The sequence below is a fragment of the Pelotomaculum isophthalicicum JI genome (assembly GCF_029478095.1).
In the GTDB taxonomy this organism is placed as follows: domain Bacteria; phylum Bacillota; class Desulfotomaculia; order Desulfotomaculales; family Pelotomaculaceae; genus Pelotomaculum_D; species Pelotomaculum_D isophthalicicum.
Genome location: NZ_JAKOAV010000044.1, coordinates 1 through 19,543 on the forward strand (window position 1 = coordinate 1; position 19,543 = coordinate 19,543).

Below are 19,543 nucleotides of genomic sequence, written 5' to 3' on the forward strand. Positions count from 1 at the left end.
GTTCGGGTTCGGTTCTCTGTCCGGGAACTACCTGTTCGCGTGAATGGGGTTGTGTTTTTTTCTTTTCCGGAAGCACAATCTCTTTTTGCATTTCCAGCCTATCCAGCAATTGTTTGCAGGCATCTATCTTATAGCGGCCATTCGGAGCGTTCCAAGACAAGCCTTCACATATCGTCTTCGCCAATTCGTGGCGACTCAATTTCGGAAATAGACGCACCGTTTCGATGACATCTCGAAGTTCTTCAGTTGTAAACATACGCCCGCATATTAATATGGCCCCATTTTCATCATGTTTCATAGTGTTGGCCCCTTTCTTCTGGCAACCCTCACTATTATCTCATAACGAATATAATTTGTCCAGTAGGGTTTTGCGAAAAAATATTCTCTTTAAAAGGATACAACGCCTTTAATTTAACGGCTCTGAGAATTATGCGTCAGTACTGGGGTAACCATGAAGTTCAAGGATATTAAAACTTTATTGCCCATATCAGTACCCTTTGGACTAATATACCTGTTTTATAAGTTTTACTTAGAAATTCAGGAAACGCAGTTGGTGTCTTTTGAAGTAATACGATATTCTTCTTACGCCATATTGTTGATAGGGCTGGTTGTCAGTTACTTCTCTAACCGGAATAGAGTATTTTTCAGCTTAATCACATTGTTCTTGTGCCAATACCTCTTAGTAGACAAAAAATTATACATGAGTTTTGTCTATACTGCGGCTTGTATATTCATTCCATTGAATATAATATTATTCACTTTTTTAACGGAGCGTGGCGTTTTAACTCCCGGCGGGAAAAGCCGGGTAGCATTGATAGTTGGGGAATTTTTCTTTACCGCTTCGATATTTGGGTCAAATAGCCAGTTGTTGGATACCGTCCTTAATAAAAAAATCTTTTCTCTTAGAATCCTTAGTCTGACGCCTGTTCCTCAAATGGCAACTTTATTTTTCCTCGCCGCCATATTAATCCTGATTATAAGACAAAGTAAAAATATATCATCTTATGAATGCTCCTTTACCGGTGTTATAGTTGCCTCTTTTATTGCCGTATGCTATCGCCATGCTGGACATCGATTTTTTTAAAAAATTTAATGATACTTACGGACATGATGTAGGTGACAACGCGTTAAGGTTTGTTGCCACGATGATGAAAAATGTAACCGGCGGAGGGAAAATCTATCGTTACGGGGGTGAAGAATTCACCATTATTTTTCCTGGCAAAGGAGTTGACGACGCGGTACCGCACTTAGAAAAGCTAAGAAACAAAATCTCCAAGCGGGGGTTTATCCTCCGTGGACAGAATAGGCCAAAAAAGAAGCCCAAGAATATAACGCCGAGTAATTCCTCAAAGCGGCTGTTTCTGACTGTCAGTATTGGCGTATCAGAGAAAACCGAAAGAAACAAAACGGCCGAAGCTGTGCTCAAGTCAGCGGATAACGCGCTTTACCGGGCAAAAGAAAACGGAAGAAATCGTATCAGTAGTTAAACTACGTGTCTAAAGCATCAAATTTATATTGGTGCCATGACGGTCGAGTTCCTATCTAAACCTGGAGGATTAAATAAATGAAAGATGAATATAAAACCGGAGAACAATTGGCAGATGAGTTGGTGAGGCCATGCTTGGGGGCTACAGATTTAGAGAAAAAGTTGCGAGCCGAGAAGCTACAGCTACTAGCAATCTGCGATAACATAAACGAGATAATGTATGTTTCCGACCCAACGACATATGAAATACTCTTTGTTAATAAAACTCTTAGGGAACTGCATAAAAAAGAGCTTGTCGGAAGTATTTGTTATAAGGAATTTCAAGGTAGGGAATCACCGTGTGAATTTTGCACTAACAATGTAATATTGAAAGACAAAGGCAAGCCATATAAATGGGAGCATTATAATCCGCTGCACGGAAGAAACTATATGATAGAAGACATAGCTATCAGGTGGCCGGACGGACGCGATGTGAGGTTTGAGTTTGCCGTAGACATTACGAACCACAAGAAAGTGGAAGAAGCTATCCGGCGCAGGCTGGAATTTATGGATATCGTTAAAAGGATTTCTTCCCGTTTTGTAGGTGTCTCCAACATAGACGAAGCTATTAATGATTCTCTCGCGGATATAGGGATAATCAGCGGAGCAGGACGTGCCTACTTGTTTTACATGAGCCAGGATGAAACAACAATGAGTAATACTCACGAATGGTGTAATGACGGGGTGCTTCCGCAGAAAGACACGCTTCAAAATGTTCCGAACATAACGTTACCCTGGTGGATGGAAAAGTTGCACAAGGGTGAAGTCATTCATATAACAGACGTTTCCAAATTGCCGCGGGAAGCACAGGCTGAAAGAGACCTGCTGGAAAAACAGGATATAAAATCGTTAATCTCGCTCCCTCTGTATGTCAATGGAAAACTATCCGGATTCATAGGATTTGATAACGTTACTGGAACCGGTTCATGGAGTGATGATGACCTTGCGTTGCTGCGCGTATCTTCAGAAATTATCGGTAACGCATATGAACGAAAGCTCGTCGACGAAGCCCTTCGCGAATCAGAAAACAAATACAGAACCATTTTTGAAAATACAGGAACAGCGATAGTCATATTAGAAGAAGATAATACAATATCCCTCGTTAATAGTGAATTTGAACGATATACTGGATTTGGCAAAGAAGAAATCCAAGGTAAAAAAAGTTTGAATGAATTCTTAAGAGACTACTCCAGAGGGATAAAAAAGCACTTTCCTCTTGTTGACAATCTTCCACTAAACCTCGAATCACATTTAGTTGATAAAATGGGTAATACAAAAAACGTTATCATAAATATTACCCGGCTGCCGGGAACAAGTAAATACGTAGTTTCCCTATTAGACATCACAGAACAGAAACGCATTGAAAAGCAACTGAAATATCTAAGTTTCCATGACACACTTACAGGTTTGTACAACCGGGCTTTTTTTGAGGAAGAAATGCGACGCCTAGGGAACGAGCGGCACATGCCTATCAGTATAATCATGTGCGATGTAGATGGCCTCAAACTGGTTAACGATACTCTCGGACATCACGCTGGAGATGAATTACTTGTTTCAGCTTCCGGCATCATTAAAAAATGTTTTAGGAAGAGTGACATAGTGGCGCGGATCGGTGGCGACGAATTCGCGTTAATACTTCCTAATAGTAACAGGAACATAGCAGAAAAGGCATGCTGCAACATTCGCAATGCGCTGGCGAAATATAACGCGGCAAATACAAAAAACATTCTCAGCTTGTCGATTGGGTTCGCCGTGAAGGATGATCCCAGCGTCAGCATGGCTGAACTGTTTAAGGAAGCCGATAATAGCATGTACCGGGAAAAACTCCATCACAAGGAAAGTGCCCGGAATGCCATTGTACAAGCCCTTACGAAGGCGCTCGCAGCCAGGGACTTTATAACTGAAGGCCACGCTGAACGCCTGCGCAGCCTTGTTGCCAGCATGGCCGCGGCAATCGGTATCCCCGAGTATAAAATAGCCGACCTCCGCCTGCTTGCACAGTTCCACGACATAGGTAAAGTAGGTGTTTCCGACAGAATTCTTTTTAAGCCGGGACCTTTGACCCCTGAGGAACGCTCTGAAATTGAGCTGCATTGTTCGATAGGTCACCGGATCGCCCTGGCTGCTCCCGATTTAACCCCAATCGCCGATTGGATCCTGAAGCACCACGAATGGTGGAATGGAAAAGGATATCCTCTTGGGCTTAAAGAGCAAGAAATTCCGCTGGAGTGCCGCGTTTTAGCCATAGCTGACGCCTACGACGCCATGACCAGTGATCGTCCTTACCGGAAAGCTATCACCCATGAAGCGGCAGTTAAGGAACTTGAGAGATGCGCGGGTTCTCAATTCGATCCGGTTTTAACACCTAAATTCATTCGAGTCTTAGAGGATATCAGATCCTTTTAACAATTTTCGACAAAGCATCTACTATTATTAAATAAATAATTTAAATACTATCGCCCCTAAATATAAAAATTATTTATTTGTCTAATAAGCTAATGTTATTTATAATCCTTATGAAATAAATATTCATAAGGAGATGTGTATTATGGCAACTGACTACCGTCCGATGTGGGAATCCATCGGACTCGATCTGGAGGCTCACGACCAGCTTTGTACAAAAGATGACAACTAAATAATATTTGAGGTGAAGGTTTTCCAATGATTTCCATTCAATAGGTTGGCATCCCAATCATAAACTCACTCTTGATTTTACCGACCGCAGCCGCGCTCAATATATCCTGCAGCATGACGGCAGTGCCATGTGATCTCTTTACTAATAACCTTCACTTCCGAGATAACGGGACTGCTCATGTCGTATTATTGCTCGACAGCCACCGGAGTAACCATCGTTTTGTCTGCGGCGCTGTTTTACCCGGGTATACTTCTGTTAAAACCAAGGTTCGCTTGATTCCTGGTTTCGATTTTTTAAACCAAAATTAAGCAGAGATGTACTTTTATCACGAAATAACTGGCCTTGCAGGTACTAAAACTTGAAATTATGTAATAGTAGTACTTAATAATTCCCATGGGGATTATTACTATTGACTTTGATTTTTACTTTGTTAGTCTATAGCTGGCACAGCAAGGTTATCGCTGAACGATATTTGTTCCCATATCGACAGGCTTACCAAAATATATTGACGATGCAACTAAGCCATCTACACCTGTCTGGGCATATAGTTCTGCATTATTTTCATTTATGCCACCCGCTGCCAGGATAGTGATTCTATTATTTTTTGCTCTGATTAGCTCAACTGCTTTTTTTAATTCAACAGGCGATATTTTATCAAATTGCAGGCCATCTACTCCTGTCTGGCATAGTAATAAAGCATCATCAATTGTCTCAACTTCCACGAGAAATTTTTTTTCACAGGTATAGTACTTACCTCTTAATCTTTTTACTGGACAACGAGAAAAATAAAAAGCTAACCTTGGCAAAGGATAGCTATATCATTAATTGAACATCAATGCCCTCCTTTCCAAAAGGGAGGTACAAAAGTTTCCTTATGTACCCATTAGCCGACAACCATATCACAAGACTTAGGTAGTAGGCTCGGTGAGCAAATATTTATTCAGTTGGGTTATCTCTCTAAGAACTAATAATTCCTACTGTTATAAATATATACATAAAAACCGGTAAGCTTTCTAGATTAGCATTTACAGTAAAAATGCCGTTAGAGCAAGAATCCTGCGTATTTGAATTATTAATTATAAATGATCATGCTCGCTACAGCCGTGATTACAACCTATAGAACTGGTGACCAGTTGTCCACTTAAATAATCAGAAGTAACTTTTTCAGCATCTCCTGAAGCACCTGTAATAACTTCCAACCCCACTGACCTCAGCGCATCGGCCATAGGGGGTCCCATACCACCAGCAATTATTACTCCTACTCCTTCCCTTATAAATAAGTTTGCCAATCCACCATGATTATGCTGGAGATCACTACTTGAAATTATTTTCTTTTCGCCAATTTTACCTTCCTCAACATTAAAAATAACAAATTCTTGACTGATGCCAAAGTGCTCGTTTATTCTACCCCGGTTATACGGCATCGCTATTTTCATTTCTTCAACCCCTTCATTTTATTTTAGAAATTGATTTTGTACCAATCATTTGCATTACATACTGGACATCTTGTGCGACGGCAACAAATGATATCTTGCCAATGGTGACCACAATTTTTACAGATTAGCTCGTATTTGGCAAGGCTGAAATTCCCGCCGGTTACCCTTAGTGCAGAACCATTAACCAGCGCTTCGGCAATTTTTTTCCTGGCAGTAGTAATTATTCTGTAAAACGTCGGCCTTGAAACAGCCATCTTTTGTGCACATTCTTCATATTCTAATTCTTTTAAATCTCTAAGCCGTATTGCTTCTAATTCTTCAATCGTTAGATGTATTTCAACAAGTTCAGTCATTGGTATTCCGGAAGGTTTAAAATAAGTAACCTGTGGTAATTGTTCAACTCTTCTGCATTTTGGTGGTCGTGGCATTATTACACCCCGCAGGTCAATCTATTTTTTCCATACCTTCTCGTAAATACTGATGAGCCAGATCAACATAAAGCTGCTTAACCCATGTCCAAAATTCCACATCTCTGGGTTCAGTATTTCTTATTATACGGGCCGGGTTGCCAGCCACAACGACTTTTTCTGGTATGCTTTGTTTATTCTTCACTACACATCCTTCGGCAACGATGGCCCAGGAACCTACTATGGCATTTAGACTTAAAATTGAGCCCATACCGATTAACGCATAGTCTCCAATTTCGTCGGCATGAATTATCGCTCCGTGCCCCAAGGTGACACTTTTACCGATCCGGCAAGTACCACCAGGGGGAGCATGAATCACTGTGCCCTCCTCTACAGCGGTGCCAGGACCAATTTCAATAGTCCCGTAATCACCTCTAATAACAGTACCGTGGCCTACATAGCAGTTCTCACTAATTCTAACGTCGCCAATGACCATAGCCAATTCACTCACGTAACTTCCCGCGCCAACTATTGGTGTTCTACCTGAAAACCGATACAGTGACATATACACCCTCCAAGTAATTATGAAATACTTTATATAGAACAACTTCAAAGATAGTAAAGCTAACAAATTTCGTTTTTTATTCATCTAATTGTTGATATGCTTCAATCATAATGGCACATTCTAAACGTTTTTTTTGCATTGCACAAAACAATTCCTCTGGCTTCATAATATCTCCGCTTGCATAATAAGAATTTGCATGGCAACCACCTGAACAGTAAAGTTTTGCCCAGCAATCACGGCATTCTTCTTTAGTTAATATGCTAGTCTTTCTAAATCTTTCACATAGCGCATCGTTCTTTATACCTGTATCAAGGTTGCCTATTATGAATTCATGCTTCCCAACAAACTGGTGGCAAGGATAAAAGTCCCCCTCTGGTGTAACGGCGAGGTATTCAGTGCCTGCACCGCAAGCTGCAATTCTTTTATACAAACAAGGACCTTTATAGATATCTACGTTAAAGTGATAAAACCTAAATGGCTTTCCTCCCTCCTTTATATTTTTTATATACGCATAGGCAAGCTGTTCATATTCATTAAGAATTTCCTGAATATGCTCTCTGCGGATGTGAAAATCCTCCCCTTTACCCACAACAGGTTCCATCGATATCTCTCCAAATCCAAGATCGGCAAGATGCAGCACATCCTTTGAAAAATCCGTATTTTTGGAAGTAAATGTGCCTCGGATAAAGTAGCTTTTGTTATTTCTTGAACGAACTAAATTCAAAGCATCAGCAAGTATTCTATCATATGTACCCTTGCCTGCGGCATCATACCTTATCGCATCATGAACTTCTTTCCGACCATCAAGGCTAATAACTACATTATCCATATTTGCATTGATATAGTTTATTTTATCGTCGTCAAGAAGCGTGCCATTTGTAGTAATAGTAAAGTTTATATTCTTATCTGCAAGTTTTCCGACTTCTCTCCCATATTCCACTGTTTTTTTAACAACAGTGAAATTAAGCATCGGCTCGCCGCCGAAAAAATCTATCTCTACATTTTTTCTTTTTCCGGAGTTGCTAACGAGGAAATCCACTGCATTAAAGGCTATCTCCAGCGGCATTAATTTTTTTGCCACCTTGTAACTTCCCTTGGAAGCAAAACAATATTCGCACATGAGGTTGCAGTCATGGGCTACATGAAGGCACAAGGCTTTTAAGCCTTTATCAATGTTCATATTGTTTTGAACAGCGGCCTGCTCAATTTCAGGGGAGAATAGAATGCCTTTTTCTACAAGTGAGTTAATCTCCTCCCATGCTTCTCTAATGCTTTCTGCAGGGTATTTCCCCTGTAACTTTTGTACTGCTTGTTCACATGTAAACGGGTTCTTGAATTGCGCCAGCAATTCATACGCCACTCTGTCTAAAACATGGATACTTCCACAGTTACCATCTATAGCAATGTTAATTCCACCCATGGAGTAAACATGAACCATCAACAGCATCTCCAAATTCAATCATCTTTCAAGAACAATTTCATCTCCTACGGATAGGATATGGCAACGTTCTTTAAGAAAACGCTTAATTTCACAGATAGCTATCATTCCGGTACAATGCAGCGGAATAACAGTTTCAACCCCATAATTCAAAAAACTTCGGATGGTTAATTCAATTCTGATATCTGGAACACCCTCCAGGTGCATTCCACCAATTAAACCGGCGATCTTTTCGCCTGGGTACAACTTTTGCGCATATCTGAGACAGTTTACTACTCCTACGTGGCTACATCCCACAAAAATATAAATCCCTTTGTTCCCTTTCAAAACAAGGATTTGCTCGTCAATAAACATATCATGTGATATCTCGTCATTCTCATTGCGGACAAAAAAGTAATGGGGAACATCCTCAAAGGTAACACCCCTTGGGATCATTGGTGATACTACAGCCACGCTATTTATTTGTTTCGTTATTACTGTTGAATTTATTCTTCCGCTAAGTTTTTTCCGAACATCACTGCTCCATGGAACACCAATACTCCTTTTTTCGGTTTCCCCACCACTGATGAAAAACCTTTCATTGAAGGCCTTAGGATGTATGTATATTGGCGCTAAGGCGTTGAGTTTACAAAAGTCCGGTATCCCACCTGTATGATCATAATGACCATGACTAATGACCAGAGCATTTGCTTTTGTAAGATCCACACCAGATGTTTCGGCGTTCGAGGAAAAAACATCCGTTTGGCCTGTATCGAAGAGAATATTCCCGTCATCTGTTTCTATCCACACGGAAAGTCCGTGTTCTGCGAGCAATCCTCTTTTTTTTGCATAGTTGTCGCATAAGATATGGATTTTTATCATAACTCTTTTTATTCCCGGGTTTTAATCTTTACTTCAAGTAGAATATTGTTTTATTATGTTCAATTAACTCTAGCTCTCGTCTTCTTCGTCCGGCGGGTGAGTGATGAAATACTCACGCTCAAGAAGTTCGTGATACTCCTCTGGTATAGGTACTGTAAGCTGTGACGTAGTTTCATCACGAGCAACCAGTTTGCAGACCAAATCATAACTACCGTCCGGATTCTTGCGCGGCCGCCACCGTTTGAGCATGGTCTCTTCACGTTCCATGTGGTCTTTGACTACATTACTACACCAAGTGAAAAAGCTTTCTTGCTGGTCATTGAGGTACTCAACCATTACCTGATCCTCCGCGCAATTACTAAATCTTTTAGATGAATTATTTTTATTTGCTAATCATTCAAACCGATTGCTAGTTATCAAATCCTGGCTGATCATCCTACGTGGCCCGCCATCCCTGGACTTTAACCAATCTTTTGGCGGCACAACCTCCTTGAGCATATCTAATTGACCCAAGGACTTTAGACGGTCGTAGATTAACTGCCAGGCGCAATCTATATCTTTGCTGATTTCACACTTACCATGTTGGGAACCTCCACAAGGCCCGTTTAAGAGGCTTTTGGAGCAAATAACATTATTCTTCTTATTTTTTATGACAAGTTTATCTAATGAAGTAATAGCTAGCTATTATAGACATGTTCCTATTGAGTCATATTTTCAGGGATAAAATTAGCAAAAAGGTTACTCTCATACTCCTCAATCTTACCTTGATCACAGAGCTTTGAAAAATTGGGGTCTACCGGCAATCCTCCAATATACGGTATCTGAAATTTCTGGGCGATCTCTTCACCCCGGCTAGGTCCAAACAACTCAAAATGTTCGCCGCAATGCGGGCAAACGGCGCCACTCATATTTTCAACCAGACCAAGTATGGGAATATTCATCATTTGGGCCATCTTTATTGCCTTGCTCACGATCATGACGGCAAGATCTTGTGGTGAAGATACAACAATCAAGCCGTTGAGAGGCAGGGATTGCATAACAGTCAAAGGAACGTCACCAGTGCCGGGCGGCAAGTCAACAAAAAGGCAATCAAGGTCACCCCAGGCCACGTCGGTCCAAAACTGTTTGACTGTACCGGAAATTACCGGCCCGCGCCAAATAACCGGGTCATCTTCATTGGCGGTCAATAAGTTTAGTGACATAACTCTTATCCCACTATTGCTGATTGAGGGGAATAACGCGGAGCCGTTGCTTCTTACCCCACTCTTTAAACCAAACATTTTTGGCAGGCTCGGGCCGGTGATATCCGCGTCCAGCACTCCCACCGAATGGCCTTTTTTTCTATATTCACAAGCAAGTATTGATGTTATAGAAGATTTTCCCACACCGCCTTTTCCACTCATGACAGCGATAACGTTCCTGATATTGCTAAATTCGTTTCCGGTCAATTTCTCAATACCGGGATTGCCTTCATGACCACACCCGCCGTTTTTTTCATTGTCACATGTAGAATTTGAATTTTGTTGCATTGTTTTAATTCCTCCTTAGTTTTACAGTATACAATTAATGATCGCAGGCATTATCCCCTGTTTCCAGATTGCCGGCCAAAAACAGCCTGACGATATCTTCCGGACTACCTGAGGCTGAATTAGCGCCAACTACTACATTTACGCCATTCTGGTTGAACAATTCCTGTGCCCGCGGGCCCATACCACCGGCAATGATAATGTTAGCTCCTTTTTCGCCCAGTAATCTCGGGTACAAACCAGGCTCATGCGGCGGGGGCGTAAATGATTCTTTTTTTAGAATTTCTTTGGTTTCAGGGTTGACGTCAAAAAAATCAAATCTTTCACAATGTCCAAAATGCATACATAACTGATCTCCTGCGATAGGTAGCGCGATTTTCATTTTTTACTTCCTTTCACTGTTTTATTTTAAAGTTAAAGGTTGCTCCTTTCTTAGAAACACCCCAGTTCACAAGCTATGATTTTTATTTTTAATTTATTGGCGGCCTCGCGGATAAGCTTGGGCGATACTTTAAGTTCCTCCGCCAATTTCCTGGCTTCAGGGCAGCTTATTTTTTTCTCTGTCGAAGTTTTTTCAACCGCTTCTAAAATCGCTGAACTAACATCCACTGCCAACACATCCTTTGTTCTTACATTTATTGAATCCCCCATTTTAATTGCGCCGTCACCGGGAATGAAGATTTTAATTTAGTTCTCTTACCAAGCTTTCCCATGTTGTTCTCATATCTTTTGCCGCTGCCGATTCCGGGAATGCCACCACCGGGAATCCTTTGATCTGGGCTTCGGTGACAGCCCGGTCATAGTGAATCCTTCCTATAACAGTAATTCCACTCACCCTTGCTTTCTCCTCAATGTTTTTAGCTGTCTCATAGTTGAGATCATATTTGTTAATGCAAAGGAAAGTGGGAATTTTAAAATGTCTGGCCAGTTCGGCCACCCGTTCCAGGTCGTGCGCACCGGATACCGTGGGTTCCGTAACGATCAGCACGGCATCCGCACCGGTAATCGAAGAAATAACCGGGCAGCCGATACCAGGCGGGCCGTCAACAATAATGTATGGCAAATTGTCTTTTTCAGCGAGCATCCTTGCCTGATTGCGCACTAGAGAAACCAGCTTGCCGGAATTTTCTTCTGCGATGCCTAGCCTTGCATGGACCATCGGGCCGTATCGGGTGTCTGAAACAAACCACTGGCCGTTGACGGACGGCTCAAAATCGATGGCTTTCTCCGGGCAAAAGTAACTGCAAACACCACACCCTTCACAGGCTATATGGTCAATGATATAGGCAGGTTTTTTTCTCTCATCTTTGATTACAGCATTGAACCAGCAAATTTCTAAACATTTGCCACAACTGCTGCATTTGCCGGGAACAATTCTGGCGCTCTTGCCACCGGTAAAATCCTCTGTTTTTATAACTCGGGGGTCAAGCACCAGGTGCAGGTCCGCCGCATCCACGTCACAGTCCGCCACCACCGACCTTTCGGCCAGGACGACCAGGGAAGCCGCCACGCTTGTCTTACCGGTACCTCCTTTTCCGCTGATAACTACTATCTCTTTCACCGTCTCGCCTCTTTCACAATAGCAATTAGGAGATCTTCGAAAACGCCCCGGTAGCCAGAAGCAGCGGAAAACGCCAATTCACCTCTGGAATAAGCCTCGGCTATCCTGCGGTCGTCCGGGATCTCCGCCAACAATTTAACTTCTTTTTCCCTGCAGAAATCGCGGGCTAAATTATTATCCAGATCGGACCTGTTCACAACTACCGCGTGTGGGATACCCAGTTCTTTGATCATATCTAAGGCAAGGCCCAGGTCGTTCAGTCCGAAAGGGGTCGGTTCGGTGACAAGAATTACGAAATCCACTCCTTTGATCGCTGTGATTACCGGACATGAGGTGCCTGGGGGCGCGTCAACAATATTTAATAAATTATTTTTGCCTGCCGAACGAACTGTTTTGATTAGCGGCGTGCTCATAGCCTCGCCTATATTGAGCTTGCCATGGACAAAAGATATTTCCCCGGCTACTCCTTCTTCTACGAATCCAATTTCCCTGCTTTTTTCGGTAATTGCAGCGGTGGGACAGACCAACTGACAACCACCACACCCGTGGCACATTTTTTCAAAAGTGAGGACACTTTTATTAATGCACAAAATAGCGCTGTATTGACAAATCTCCCCGCAGGCGCCGCAAGCAATGCATTTTTCGGTGTCAACCGCCGGAACCGGCACGTTGACCGGGTAGCGGCGCACAATGCAGGGTTTCAGGAAGAGGTGCCCGTTTGGCTCTTCTACATCACTATCAAGATAAGCTGCTTTATATCCTGCTGCTGCCGCAGCACAGGCAAGATTTACAGAAACAGTAGTCTTACCTGTCCCTCCCTTGCCGCTTGCCACGGCAATAGTCAATTCTTTAGTCATTAAATTTACTCCCGAAGGGTTTTTCTAATCTTTATTTTCCAGTTCTTTAATGTGTTTTCTAATCTGTTCAAGGGCGCTTTCCAGGTAACCTGCTTCTTCCTTAAGAAGGTTTAGCTCATCCTCGCCGCTTGCCGGAAGTGTAACATGCTTTGCCAATAAGGAATTGGCAAAGTATCCACCTAGTCCAATAAGCATTCCGGTGGCAAAGTCGGAGCGCCACCAGCCGCGCTGTCCACCACGGCCAAGCTTTAGAGCTAAACTGGTACCAGGAAGAATACTACTTATACAAAATCCGCGTCCGCGTCCCGTCATTGCCCCCATACCTAATGGACCTTTTCCGTTAAATCCTGGCACAATACACTACCTCCCGACTCAGTAGTTTGTAAAGCTAACAGCAGCCCCTGCCCTGTCCTCCGCGTCCTTGGACCTGTCCGGCTCCCCGGCCGCCACCACGGCAACAATATCCGTTACCTTGACCTTTTCCCTGACCTTGACAGTTACCATGTCCTTGGCTCTGTCCGGCACCAGTTCCACACGGACCTAAACGCCTGCCTGCTCCCGGACCCCGGCCTTGTGGCCCGGTTCCATCTCTCCTCGGCATTTTTACATACCTCCATAATTTGATAAAACTTAAAGCCAGTGACCTTCTACATCTGCCTCTTCCGCTTCTGTCAGCATACCTTTTTTAAATCTTTCCAGGGTATCTGCTACAGTGCCATCGGCACCGGTAAACAACTTAATGCCTGCAACGCTTAATGTCCGAAAAGCCTTTGGTCCACAGTGTCCGGTGATTACAGCTTCCACTCCCTGGCGGCTGACTATTTCCGCCGATTGAATACCGGCACCCTGAGCAGCGTTCAAATTTTGATCATTACTCACTGCGTGGTAATCACCCGTATCTGTATCTACCACGACAAACCAGTTGCACCGGCCAAATCTAATATCTACCTTGCTTTCAACGGTTTGTCCCTGAGCGGAAATTGCTATTTTCAGCTTTAAACACCTTCTTTCGTTTTGTTTTCAACCGATAGATAGTCGCGTTCAATAATAAGTTATGGTCGTTATTTCATTACTATTATACGAAAAAAAAGTTTAACCTGTCAATTATATTGTGGCATAGATTTTAAGGATTATAAATTATTTATTCTAAATAACATCAATAAATATTTTTAAATATCTGAGGCATCAGGCACAAGACGAATTATTAGTTATCCATCCAATTTACCCTTTTGGGTGGATTTAACCATTGATTCAATCTCTTCCTTGTGTTCTGGAAGGATCCGCATAATCCAGTCTATAACAGCTTTATCGAAAGCCTCCACAGCCATACAAGAACAATGTAATTTTTGTTCAGGTAAACCGTTTAAAGCTTTAACAACGTCCTGGTCGTTTACATCTAAGGCTTCCATAATCGGCTTGCCTTTAACCAGTTCGCTAAAAACGCTGGACGTGGCAATAGCTGCCGGGCAGCCATGCACTTCATATTTTATATCTTTTAATTGATCGCCGTCGACTTTAATGTATATCTTTACATAATCACTGCATGAGGGATTACCCGCCATTCCAATTCCGTCAGCATTCTCAATTTTTCCAACGTTGCTCGGATTCATAAAATGATTCATTAATACCTCATTATCATAGACGCTGATTTCCATAATTTTGTACCCCCCTTGGTTGTGGTCACTAGCTCATAAATATTATAGATCCCATCTGTATAGATAATCAATAATCATATCGAATATTCTTAAGTTATAATATATAATATTTTTACATAAACAAAACCAATATTAATTTAATGATAATTCGATTATAGTCATATTATCTAAAGCTACATTTTTAAAATAAATAAATAATCCTTTTATAATTATTTGAAAATATATTATAAAATATTTACAATATATATTTATATATATATAATAAACTTATAAATTATATTTATAGGTGGTGATGATTAAATGCCTACCTGGGATGACGACAAACCAATGCTAAATATTGGTATAGTAGCACAACTACTTGTAGTTCACCCTGAAACGCTCCGTATATGGGAGAAAAATAAATTGATTAATCCAGCAAGAAAAAATAAGCAAAGACTTTATTCAAATAATAATTTAAAAAGGTTAAAGTTTATCCATAATCTAATTAATGTTAAAGGACTTAATATTGCAGGCGTGCAACAGGTCATTGCTATGTATTCCTGCTGGAAAACTAAAAGTTGCATAGATAGTCAAACCAGGAATAAAAGTGAGGCAGTAAACAAGTTTAAACCTTGTTGGAAGGAAAACGAATCATATTGCGTAGTGGTTCAGGATCAGGCGGATATTTGTAATGATTGTAAATATTATCAGAAAAGTTAAGTAATCTTTTTATGAATAATATGCAATATCCCATCCTTATCTGTTTGATCGGGGGTTGAAAAAATGAGCAAGGTAGAGATCACTCCTGACGCCAGAAAATATATTCTCCAAAAAACTGATACGATCACAATAATTATTAGAACGACAGGAAGTTGAGCCTGCTGCCCCAGTGAGCCTGCCGTGCTTGTAGGCTTAACGCCCGAAACCCGGAGTTTTAACAAAGTGATTGTAGGCGGGATTAATGTTTATATTTTTAAAGGAGCAGTTGCTGGGCCGGAAGGGATCAATATTTCCCTGAGCGGTTTTTGGATATGGATTAAGTTTATACCGCGCACTCTCTCTGCGGGGTTCGGGGAAACACGTTTATGTCCCTATCCGTCAAATTATAATGCTCCCATAGGATGGGACACAAAATTTAAAAGTAAATTATACTAGTTAAAAGCGAAACAATTATTCTGCAGAATTTAAAACAAGGTCGTCCTAGAGGTACTGTAAAGACCTCCACTATCAATGAAATTGCCGCTAAATACGGTACAATTCAAAGGCCATCCACCTCTGGAAAATCGAGTTTTTTATTAGCCCTGACAAGTTTAGATGCGTAATTGGCTTATAAAACAGAGCCAGGATACATTATTTACATGTTATCCTGGCTCTGGGCTACTCCCTGCTTATCGTTTAGATAAACAAATTGACGTTGGAGTCCTCAGCTTCACCCAGATAATAACCAACACCGCCGATTTTTACACCAGGCAGCAATTCTTCCGGTTTTAAACCCATGACATCCATGGACATTTGGCAGGCCACAAGTTCAATGCCGCTTTCGATAGCCGCCTCAATTAATTCTTCTAAAGACGGAACATTTTTATTTTTCATCACGGCTTTCATCATCATTGTTCCCAAACCCATCATATTCATTTTTGACAGTTTCAGTTTTTTGCTGCCCCGGGGCATCATCATCCCAAACATCTTATCCATAAAGCCTTTTTCAACAGCCGGCTGATTGTGCTTTCTGATAATATTCAGCCCCCAAAAGGTGAAAAACATGGTAACCTTTTTACCCATGGTGGCGGCACCGTTGGCGATGATGAAAGAGGCTAAGGCTTTATCCAAATCTCCGCTGAAGACAACCAGGGTCTTGTTATCTCTAACCCGGGTCATTTCAGGGGCGGCACTAATTAATTCTGCTCCGGTCTTTTTTATATAAGCTGTTATCAGGGCTCCTTCTTTATTTAGTTCAACTAACTCGTTATTGGTGCGTTGGCACCAGGCCTTGATATCTTCATAAAACCCCGGGTCAGATGCTGTTATTTTCAAAATTTCACCGATCGCCATGTCGTCGATGCAATTTTTCACTTGCATCAGGGGACCAGGGCAACATAGCCCACAGGCGTCTAAAACTCTCGTATAATTATTCATCGCTTTAAGTACGCTCGATTCCGCATCGGTATCCTTTGTCGAAATGCCGGAAGGTTTAAAATTGGCCAGCATAAAACTTTCGTATCCCCCTGTCAGGTTTTTAACTTTATAGCCCTTTTGGCTCAAAACACTAGCTGCGATATAACCTCGCAGACCGACCTTGCAATATAGCCAAATCTCTTTATCCTTCGAGAATTCACTAATTCTATCTCTGATAGAGTCTACCGGAATGTGCACGGCGCCTTCGATGTGTCCATTCTTGTATTCCTCTTCTGTTCTTACATCTACCAGCTGAACCCGGTTTAAATCGATTGTATTCATGTCTCTCGGCAGGACGACTTCCATCCTCCCGCGTAAGACGTTTTCCGCCACATAACCAGCCATGTTAACCGGGTCCTTTGCCGAGGAATAGGGGGGAGCATATGCCAATTCCAGCTCGGTTAAGTCAGTGACCGTACCCCGCAGCCTAATCACTGTGGCGATATCATCAATTCGCTTATCCACCCCCTCATAACCAAAGGCCTGGGCTCCGAGAATTTTCCCTTCACTGTCGAAGATTAACTTGATGGACAGCGGAGCGGCACCCGGGTAGTAGGCGGCATGAGCATTGGGATGAACATAAATAACGTGAAAAGGGATGCCTGAATTGGCTAAAGTCCGTTCATTGCTACCGGTACAGGCGCCGGTTAAACTAAAAATTTTAATTATGCTGGTGCCTTGCGTCCCCTTGTAAGTGGACGCTATGCCACAGATATTGTCAGCGGCAATTCTGCCTTGTTTGTTAGCTGGTCCGGCCAGGGGAATGGTGGTCTTTTGTCCGTTGACGAAATCCACTGTCTCTATCGCGTCTCCTACAGCGTAAATATTATTTATGCTGGTCTGCAGCTTGTCATTAACGACGATATGACCTTTAGGACCTAATTCAATGCCGGAATCCTTGATAAAGCCGGTATCAGGGGTAACTCCTATTGCCAATATAATTAGATCTGCCTCAAGCCTTTTCTCACTTTTTAAGGCAACTTCGACGATACCGTTTCGATCGCTAAACCCGGTAACGCTATCACCTAAGACCAGGGCAATCCCATGCTCTTGCAGTTCTTTTTCGGCCCTGGTGACCATATCGGAATCAAAGGGGGCCAGGATATGGGGAGCCGCTTCGACTATTGTAACGGCAATGCCCTTTTCGGTTAAATTCTCTGCCACTTCAACTCCGACAAAGCCGCCACCAACGACAACCGCTTTTTTTACCAGCTTTCGCTCAATGAAATCTTTTATATTATCGGTATCCGGGATGTTGCGCAAGGTAAAAATGCCGGGATGTTCAATGCCAGGAATTTTGGGCCGAATAGCTTTGGCGCCGGGAGACAGAACTAAAAAGTCGTAGGTTTCGTCATAAACGCCCCGCGTCTCGCTAGCTACTTTGACAGAGTTGTTTTTCGCATCAATACCAATGACTTCACTGTTTACTCTAATGTCAATGTTAAACCTGGCGTGCATCGCTTCCGGCGTTTGCACCAGTAGCTTATTTCTCTCTTGGATAGCGCCGCCGATGTAATAAGGCAGACCACAGTTAGCGAAAGAAATAAATTCCCCTCGTTCAAAGAGAATGATTTCTGCTTCTTCATCTAGTCTTCTTAACCTGGCGGCGGCTGAAGCGCCACCGGCAACTCCACCAACAATGAGGATTTTCTTAGTCATTTTTTTGCTCCTCCTCAGGAAATAAAATGTTAATCAATTGTTTAACTGTATCGTTATTAATTCTGTAACCAATTTCCACCCCGTTCCTTTTACCAACAATCACTTTAGCGGCGCGAAGCTTTTGAACATGCTGCGATATGGTTGATTGAGGCAACTTCAAGCAGGTTTGCATATAGGTGACATTGCATTGCCCTTTGTCCAGCAGTCCACGGATAATGCACAATCTTACGGGATGAGCAATAACCTTTAATAATTCGGCTGTTTCAAAATATATTTCAAAGTCATTATGCATTAATGCCTTCCTCCCATAATACCACTATATTAATATATTACGATATTACGATAAATGATTCAATATTAATAAAAAACTTTAGGCAAACAAAAGTATAATTTCCTGGCGACAAAAAAGAGGCCTTCCGGCCTCCTTTTTCATGTAATCGATTATCCTGTTCTTGAATTGAATAGCTTATTAGGTCCAGGATAATTCTTTGTCATTTGTTTGTTTGAAGAGGATTACTTTCTATAATTTTTTCTACTTCTTCATATCCCGGCGGAAATGCGAAGTTGTAACGCGCGGGAAGCGCAAAAACGTATCCGGTGTTACGGCCAAGTTCTTTTGGCCCGACAGGTGCCGCACCAATGTGGAATTTTCCCTGCTGAAGTGAGCTCCACTGGTCAAGAGTGAATATCATTATGGGGATATCCTGCCGCCGGTTTTCAGGATTCCATTGAGGATGCCTGATGGAAATCATCGGGCCAGTTTCAACAATCTCACTACTTCCAATAGCGAGACCCTCCCATTTGTCGGTTACAATCGAATAATCTTTCCAAGTTACCGGTAATGAAAAACTAAAATCATATTGGGTATTTCTGTATACAATTGAGTCTGCCGCCGCCTCATTGCTTACATCGTTTTGCTGCGGTTGCTGAGTATCGTTGCCCACATTTTTGCAACCAAACAGTGAAACACCCAATAATATGATAAATGCCAATAAAAATGTTTTTTTCATTGTTACCTCTTTAGATATTTTCTTATCTAAATATTAGGCTATAAAAAATAAATAAAAGTTCCTTCTCCGTTAAAAATTTTTAGAGCACCTAGAGGCACAAAGATTTAATACACAAACCAATTGGAATTTAACTCAACTTTCTCAGATAAAAAAGTGACTTAAAGCCTTGATATTCCTGATATTTTAGCGATAAAGAAGCCAAAACACCCCAAACTTTTGGTAAAATAGAATTGACAAAAAACCACTCCACCAAA

General features: G+C 41.9%; 24 protein-coding genes, 1 pseudogene and 1 riboswitch. Of the genes and pseudogenes, 4 read left to right on the top strand and 21 right to left on the bottom strand.

Annotated features, from left to right (window positions below):
- The coding region (locus L7E55_RS15905; RefSeq protein ID WP_277445325.1) for a hypothetical protein at positions 1-298 on the bottom strand (298 nt) is incomplete at its 3' end.
- Positions 299-1,031: 733 nt separating this feature from the next.
- Between L7E55_RS15905 and L7E55_RS15910 the strand changes: the two genes are divergently transcribed.
- The 3 genes from L7E55_RS15910 (at position 1,032) to L7E55_RS17815 (ending at position 4,436) form a co-directional block, all read left to right on the top strand.
- Positions 1,032-1,487: a GGDEF domain-containing protein gene (locus tag L7E55_RS15910; protein WP_277445326.1), complete on the top strand. Its 456-nt coding sequence runs from the start codon at positions 1,032-1,034 to the stop codon at positions 1,485-1,487.
- A gap of 77 nt (positions 1,488-1,564) precedes the next feature.
- Positions 1,565-3,931: a diguanylate cyclase domain-containing protein gene (locus L7E55_RS15915; RefSeq protein WP_277445327.1), complete on the top strand. Its 2,367-nt coding sequence runs from the start codon at positions 1,565-1,567 to the stop codon at positions 3,929-3,931.
- Positions 3,932-4,337: 406 nt separating this feature from the next.
- Positions 4,338-4,436, top strand: coding sequence for a hypothetical protein (locus L7E55_RS17815; protein ID WP_420852065.1), 99 nt, complete (start codon positions 4,338-4,340; stop codon positions 4,434-4,436).
- Between the two features lie 179 nt (positions 4,437-4,615).
- On the opposite strand, the gene L7E55_RS15920 is transcribed toward L7E55_RS17815, so the two are convergent.
- The 17 genes and pseudogenes from L7E55_RS15920 to L7E55_RS16000 all read right to left on the bottom strand — a co-directional run bounded on the left by L7E55_RS15920 (position 4,616) and on the right by L7E55_RS16000 (position 14,466).
- Positions 4,616-4,966 (bottom strand): beta/alpha barrel domain-containing protein, encoded by a 351-nt coding sequence (locus L7E55_RS15920; protein ID WP_277445328.1) that lies wholly within the window; start codon positions 4,964-4,966, stop codon positions 4,616-4,618.
- 18 nt (positions 4,967-4,984) lie between these two features.
- A riboswitch (molybdenum cofactor riboswitch) is annotated at positions 4,985-5,099 on the bottom strand.
- A 137-nt stretch (positions 5,100-5,236) separates the two neighbouring features.
- Positions 5,237-5,596 carry a NifB/NifX family molybdenum-iron cluster-binding protein gene (locus L7E55_RS15925; protein WP_277445329.1) on the bottom strand — a complete coding sequence of 120 codons (360 nt, stop codon included), beginning with the start codon at positions 5,594-5,596 and terminating at the stop codon, positions 5,237-5,239.
- Between the two features lie 23 nt (positions 5,597-5,619).
- A complete protein-coding gene (locus L7E55_RS15930; protein WP_277445330.1) occupies positions 5,620-6,024 on the bottom strand; it encodes a DUF134 domain-containing protein in 405 nt (134 codons plus the stop codon).
- Between the two features lie 16 nt (positions 6,025-6,040).
- Positions 6,041-6,568, bottom strand: coding sequence for a gamma carbonic anhydrase family protein (locus L7E55_RS15935; protein WP_277445332.1), 528 nt, complete (start codon positions 6,566-6,568; stop codon positions 6,041-6,043).
- A 76-nt stretch (positions 6,569-6,644) separates the two neighbouring features.
- The gene (gene scfB, locus L7E55_RS15940) at positions 6,645-8,006 is read right to left on the bottom strand and encodes a thioether cross-link-forming SCIFF peptide maturase (RefSeq protein WP_277445333.1); all 1,362 of its coding nucleotides are present in this window, start codon (positions 8,004-8,006) and stop codon (positions 6,645-6,647) included.
- Between the two features lie 21 nt (positions 8,007-8,027).
- Positions 8,028-8,867 carry an MBL fold metallo-hydrolase gene (locus L7E55_RS15945; protein ID WP_277445334.1) on the bottom strand — a complete coding sequence of 280 codons (840 nt, stop codon included), beginning with the start codon at positions 8,865-8,867 and terminating at the stop codon, positions 8,028-8,030.
- A 69-nt stretch (positions 8,868-8,936) separates the two neighbouring features.
- Complete coding sequence (locus tag L7E55_RS15950) at positions 8,937-9,134, bottom strand: hypothetical protein (protein WP_277445335.1); 198 nt, start codon at positions 9,132-9,134, stop codon at positions 8,937-8,939.
- Between the two features lie 126 nt (positions 9,135-9,260).
- Positions 9,261-9,491 (bottom strand): annotated as a pseudogene (locus tag L7E55_RS15955) (methylenetetrahydrofolate reductase C-terminal domain-containing protein); the annotation flags it as partial.
- 74 nt (positions 9,492-9,565) lie between these two features.
- Entirely contained in the window at positions 9,566-10,396 is an 831-nt protein-coding gene (locus L7E55_RS15960) for an Mrp/NBP35 family ATP-binding protein (RefSeq protein ID WP_277445336.1), read from the bottom strand.
- 34 nt (positions 10,397-10,430) lie between these two features.
- Entirely contained in the window at positions 10,431-10,775 is a 345-nt protein-coding gene (locus L7E55_RS15965) for a NifB/NifX family molybdenum-iron cluster-binding protein (protein WP_277445337.1), read from the bottom strand.
- Between the two features lie 50 nt (positions 10,776-10,825).
- Positions 10,826-11,002 (bottom strand): hypothetical protein, encoded by a 177-nt coding sequence (locus L7E55_RS15970; RefSeq protein ID WP_277445338.1) that lies wholly within the window; start codon positions 11,000-11,002, stop codon positions 10,826-10,828.
- Between the two features lie 73 nt (positions 11,003-11,075).
- On the bottom strand, positions 11,076-11,954 hold the full coding sequence (locus L7E55_RS15975; protein WP_277445339.1) for an ATP-binding protein: 879 nt from the start codon (positions 11,952-11,954) through the stop codon (positions 11,076-11,078).
- Positions 11,951-12,811, bottom strand: a complete 861-nt coding sequence (locus L7E55_RS15980) for an ATP-binding protein (RefSeq protein ID WP_277445340.1) — start codon at positions 12,809-12,811, stop codon at positions 11,951-11,953. Before L7E55_RS15980 ends, L7E55_RS15975 begins: the two co-directional genes overlap by 4 nt.
- Positions 12,812-12,835: 24 nt before the next feature.
- A complete protein-coding gene (locus L7E55_RS15985) occupies positions 12,836-13,165 on the bottom strand; it encodes a DUF5320 domain-containing protein (protein WP_277445341.1) in 330 nt (109 codons plus the stop codon).
- Between the two features lie 18 nt (positions 13,166-13,183).
- Positions 13,184-13,345, bottom strand: a complete 162-nt coding sequence (locus L7E55_RS15990) for a hypothetical protein (protein WP_277445342.1) — start codon at positions 13,343-13,345, stop codon at positions 13,184-13,186.
- Positions 13,346-13,441: 96 nt separating this feature from the next.
- The gene (locus tag L7E55_RS15995) at positions 13,442-13,804 is read right to left on the bottom strand and encodes a NifB/NifX family molybdenum-iron cluster-binding protein (protein ID WP_338091243.1); all 363 of its coding nucleotides are present in this window, start codon (positions 13,802-13,804) and stop codon (positions 13,442-13,444) included.
- Between the two features lie 215 nt (positions 13,805-14,019).
- Positions 14,020-14,466, bottom strand: a complete 447-nt coding sequence (locus L7E55_RS16000; protein WP_277445343.1) for an iron-sulfur cluster assembly scaffold protein — start codon at positions 14,464-14,466, stop codon at positions 14,020-14,022.
- Positions 14,467-14,766: 300 nt separating this feature from the next.
- On the opposite strand from L7E55_RS16000, the gene L7E55_RS16005 reads away from it, so the two are divergent.
- Entirely contained in the window at positions 14,767-15,165 is a 399-nt protein-coding gene (locus L7E55_RS16005; RefSeq protein ID WP_277445344.1) for a MerR family transcriptional regulator, read from the top strand.
- 675 nt (positions 15,166-15,840) lie between these two features.
- Here the strand turns inward: L7E55_RS16005 and L7E55_RS16010 are convergent.
- The 3 genes from L7E55_RS16010 to L7E55_RS16020 form a co-directional block, all read right to left on the bottom strand.
- Positions 15,841-18,279, bottom strand: a complete 2,439-nt coding sequence (locus tag L7E55_RS16010) for a DsrE/DsrF/DrsH-like family protein (protein WP_277445345.1) — start codon at positions 18,277-18,279, stop codon at positions 15,841-15,843.
- Positions 18,272-18,571, bottom strand: a complete 300-nt coding sequence (locus tag L7E55_RS16015) for an ArsR/SmtB family transcription factor (protein WP_277445346.1) — start codon at positions 18,569-18,571, stop codon at positions 18,272-18,274. The genes L7E55_RS16010 and L7E55_RS16015 overlap by 8 nt, the downstream gene beginning before the upstream one ends.
- Before the next feature lie 199 nt (positions 18,572-18,770).
- On the bottom strand, positions 18,771-19,289 hold the full coding sequence (locus L7E55_RS16020; protein ID WP_277445347.1) for a hypothetical protein: 519 nt from the start codon (positions 19,287-19,289) through the stop codon (positions 18,771-18,773).
- Positions 19,290-19,543: the final 254 nt, after the last annotated feature.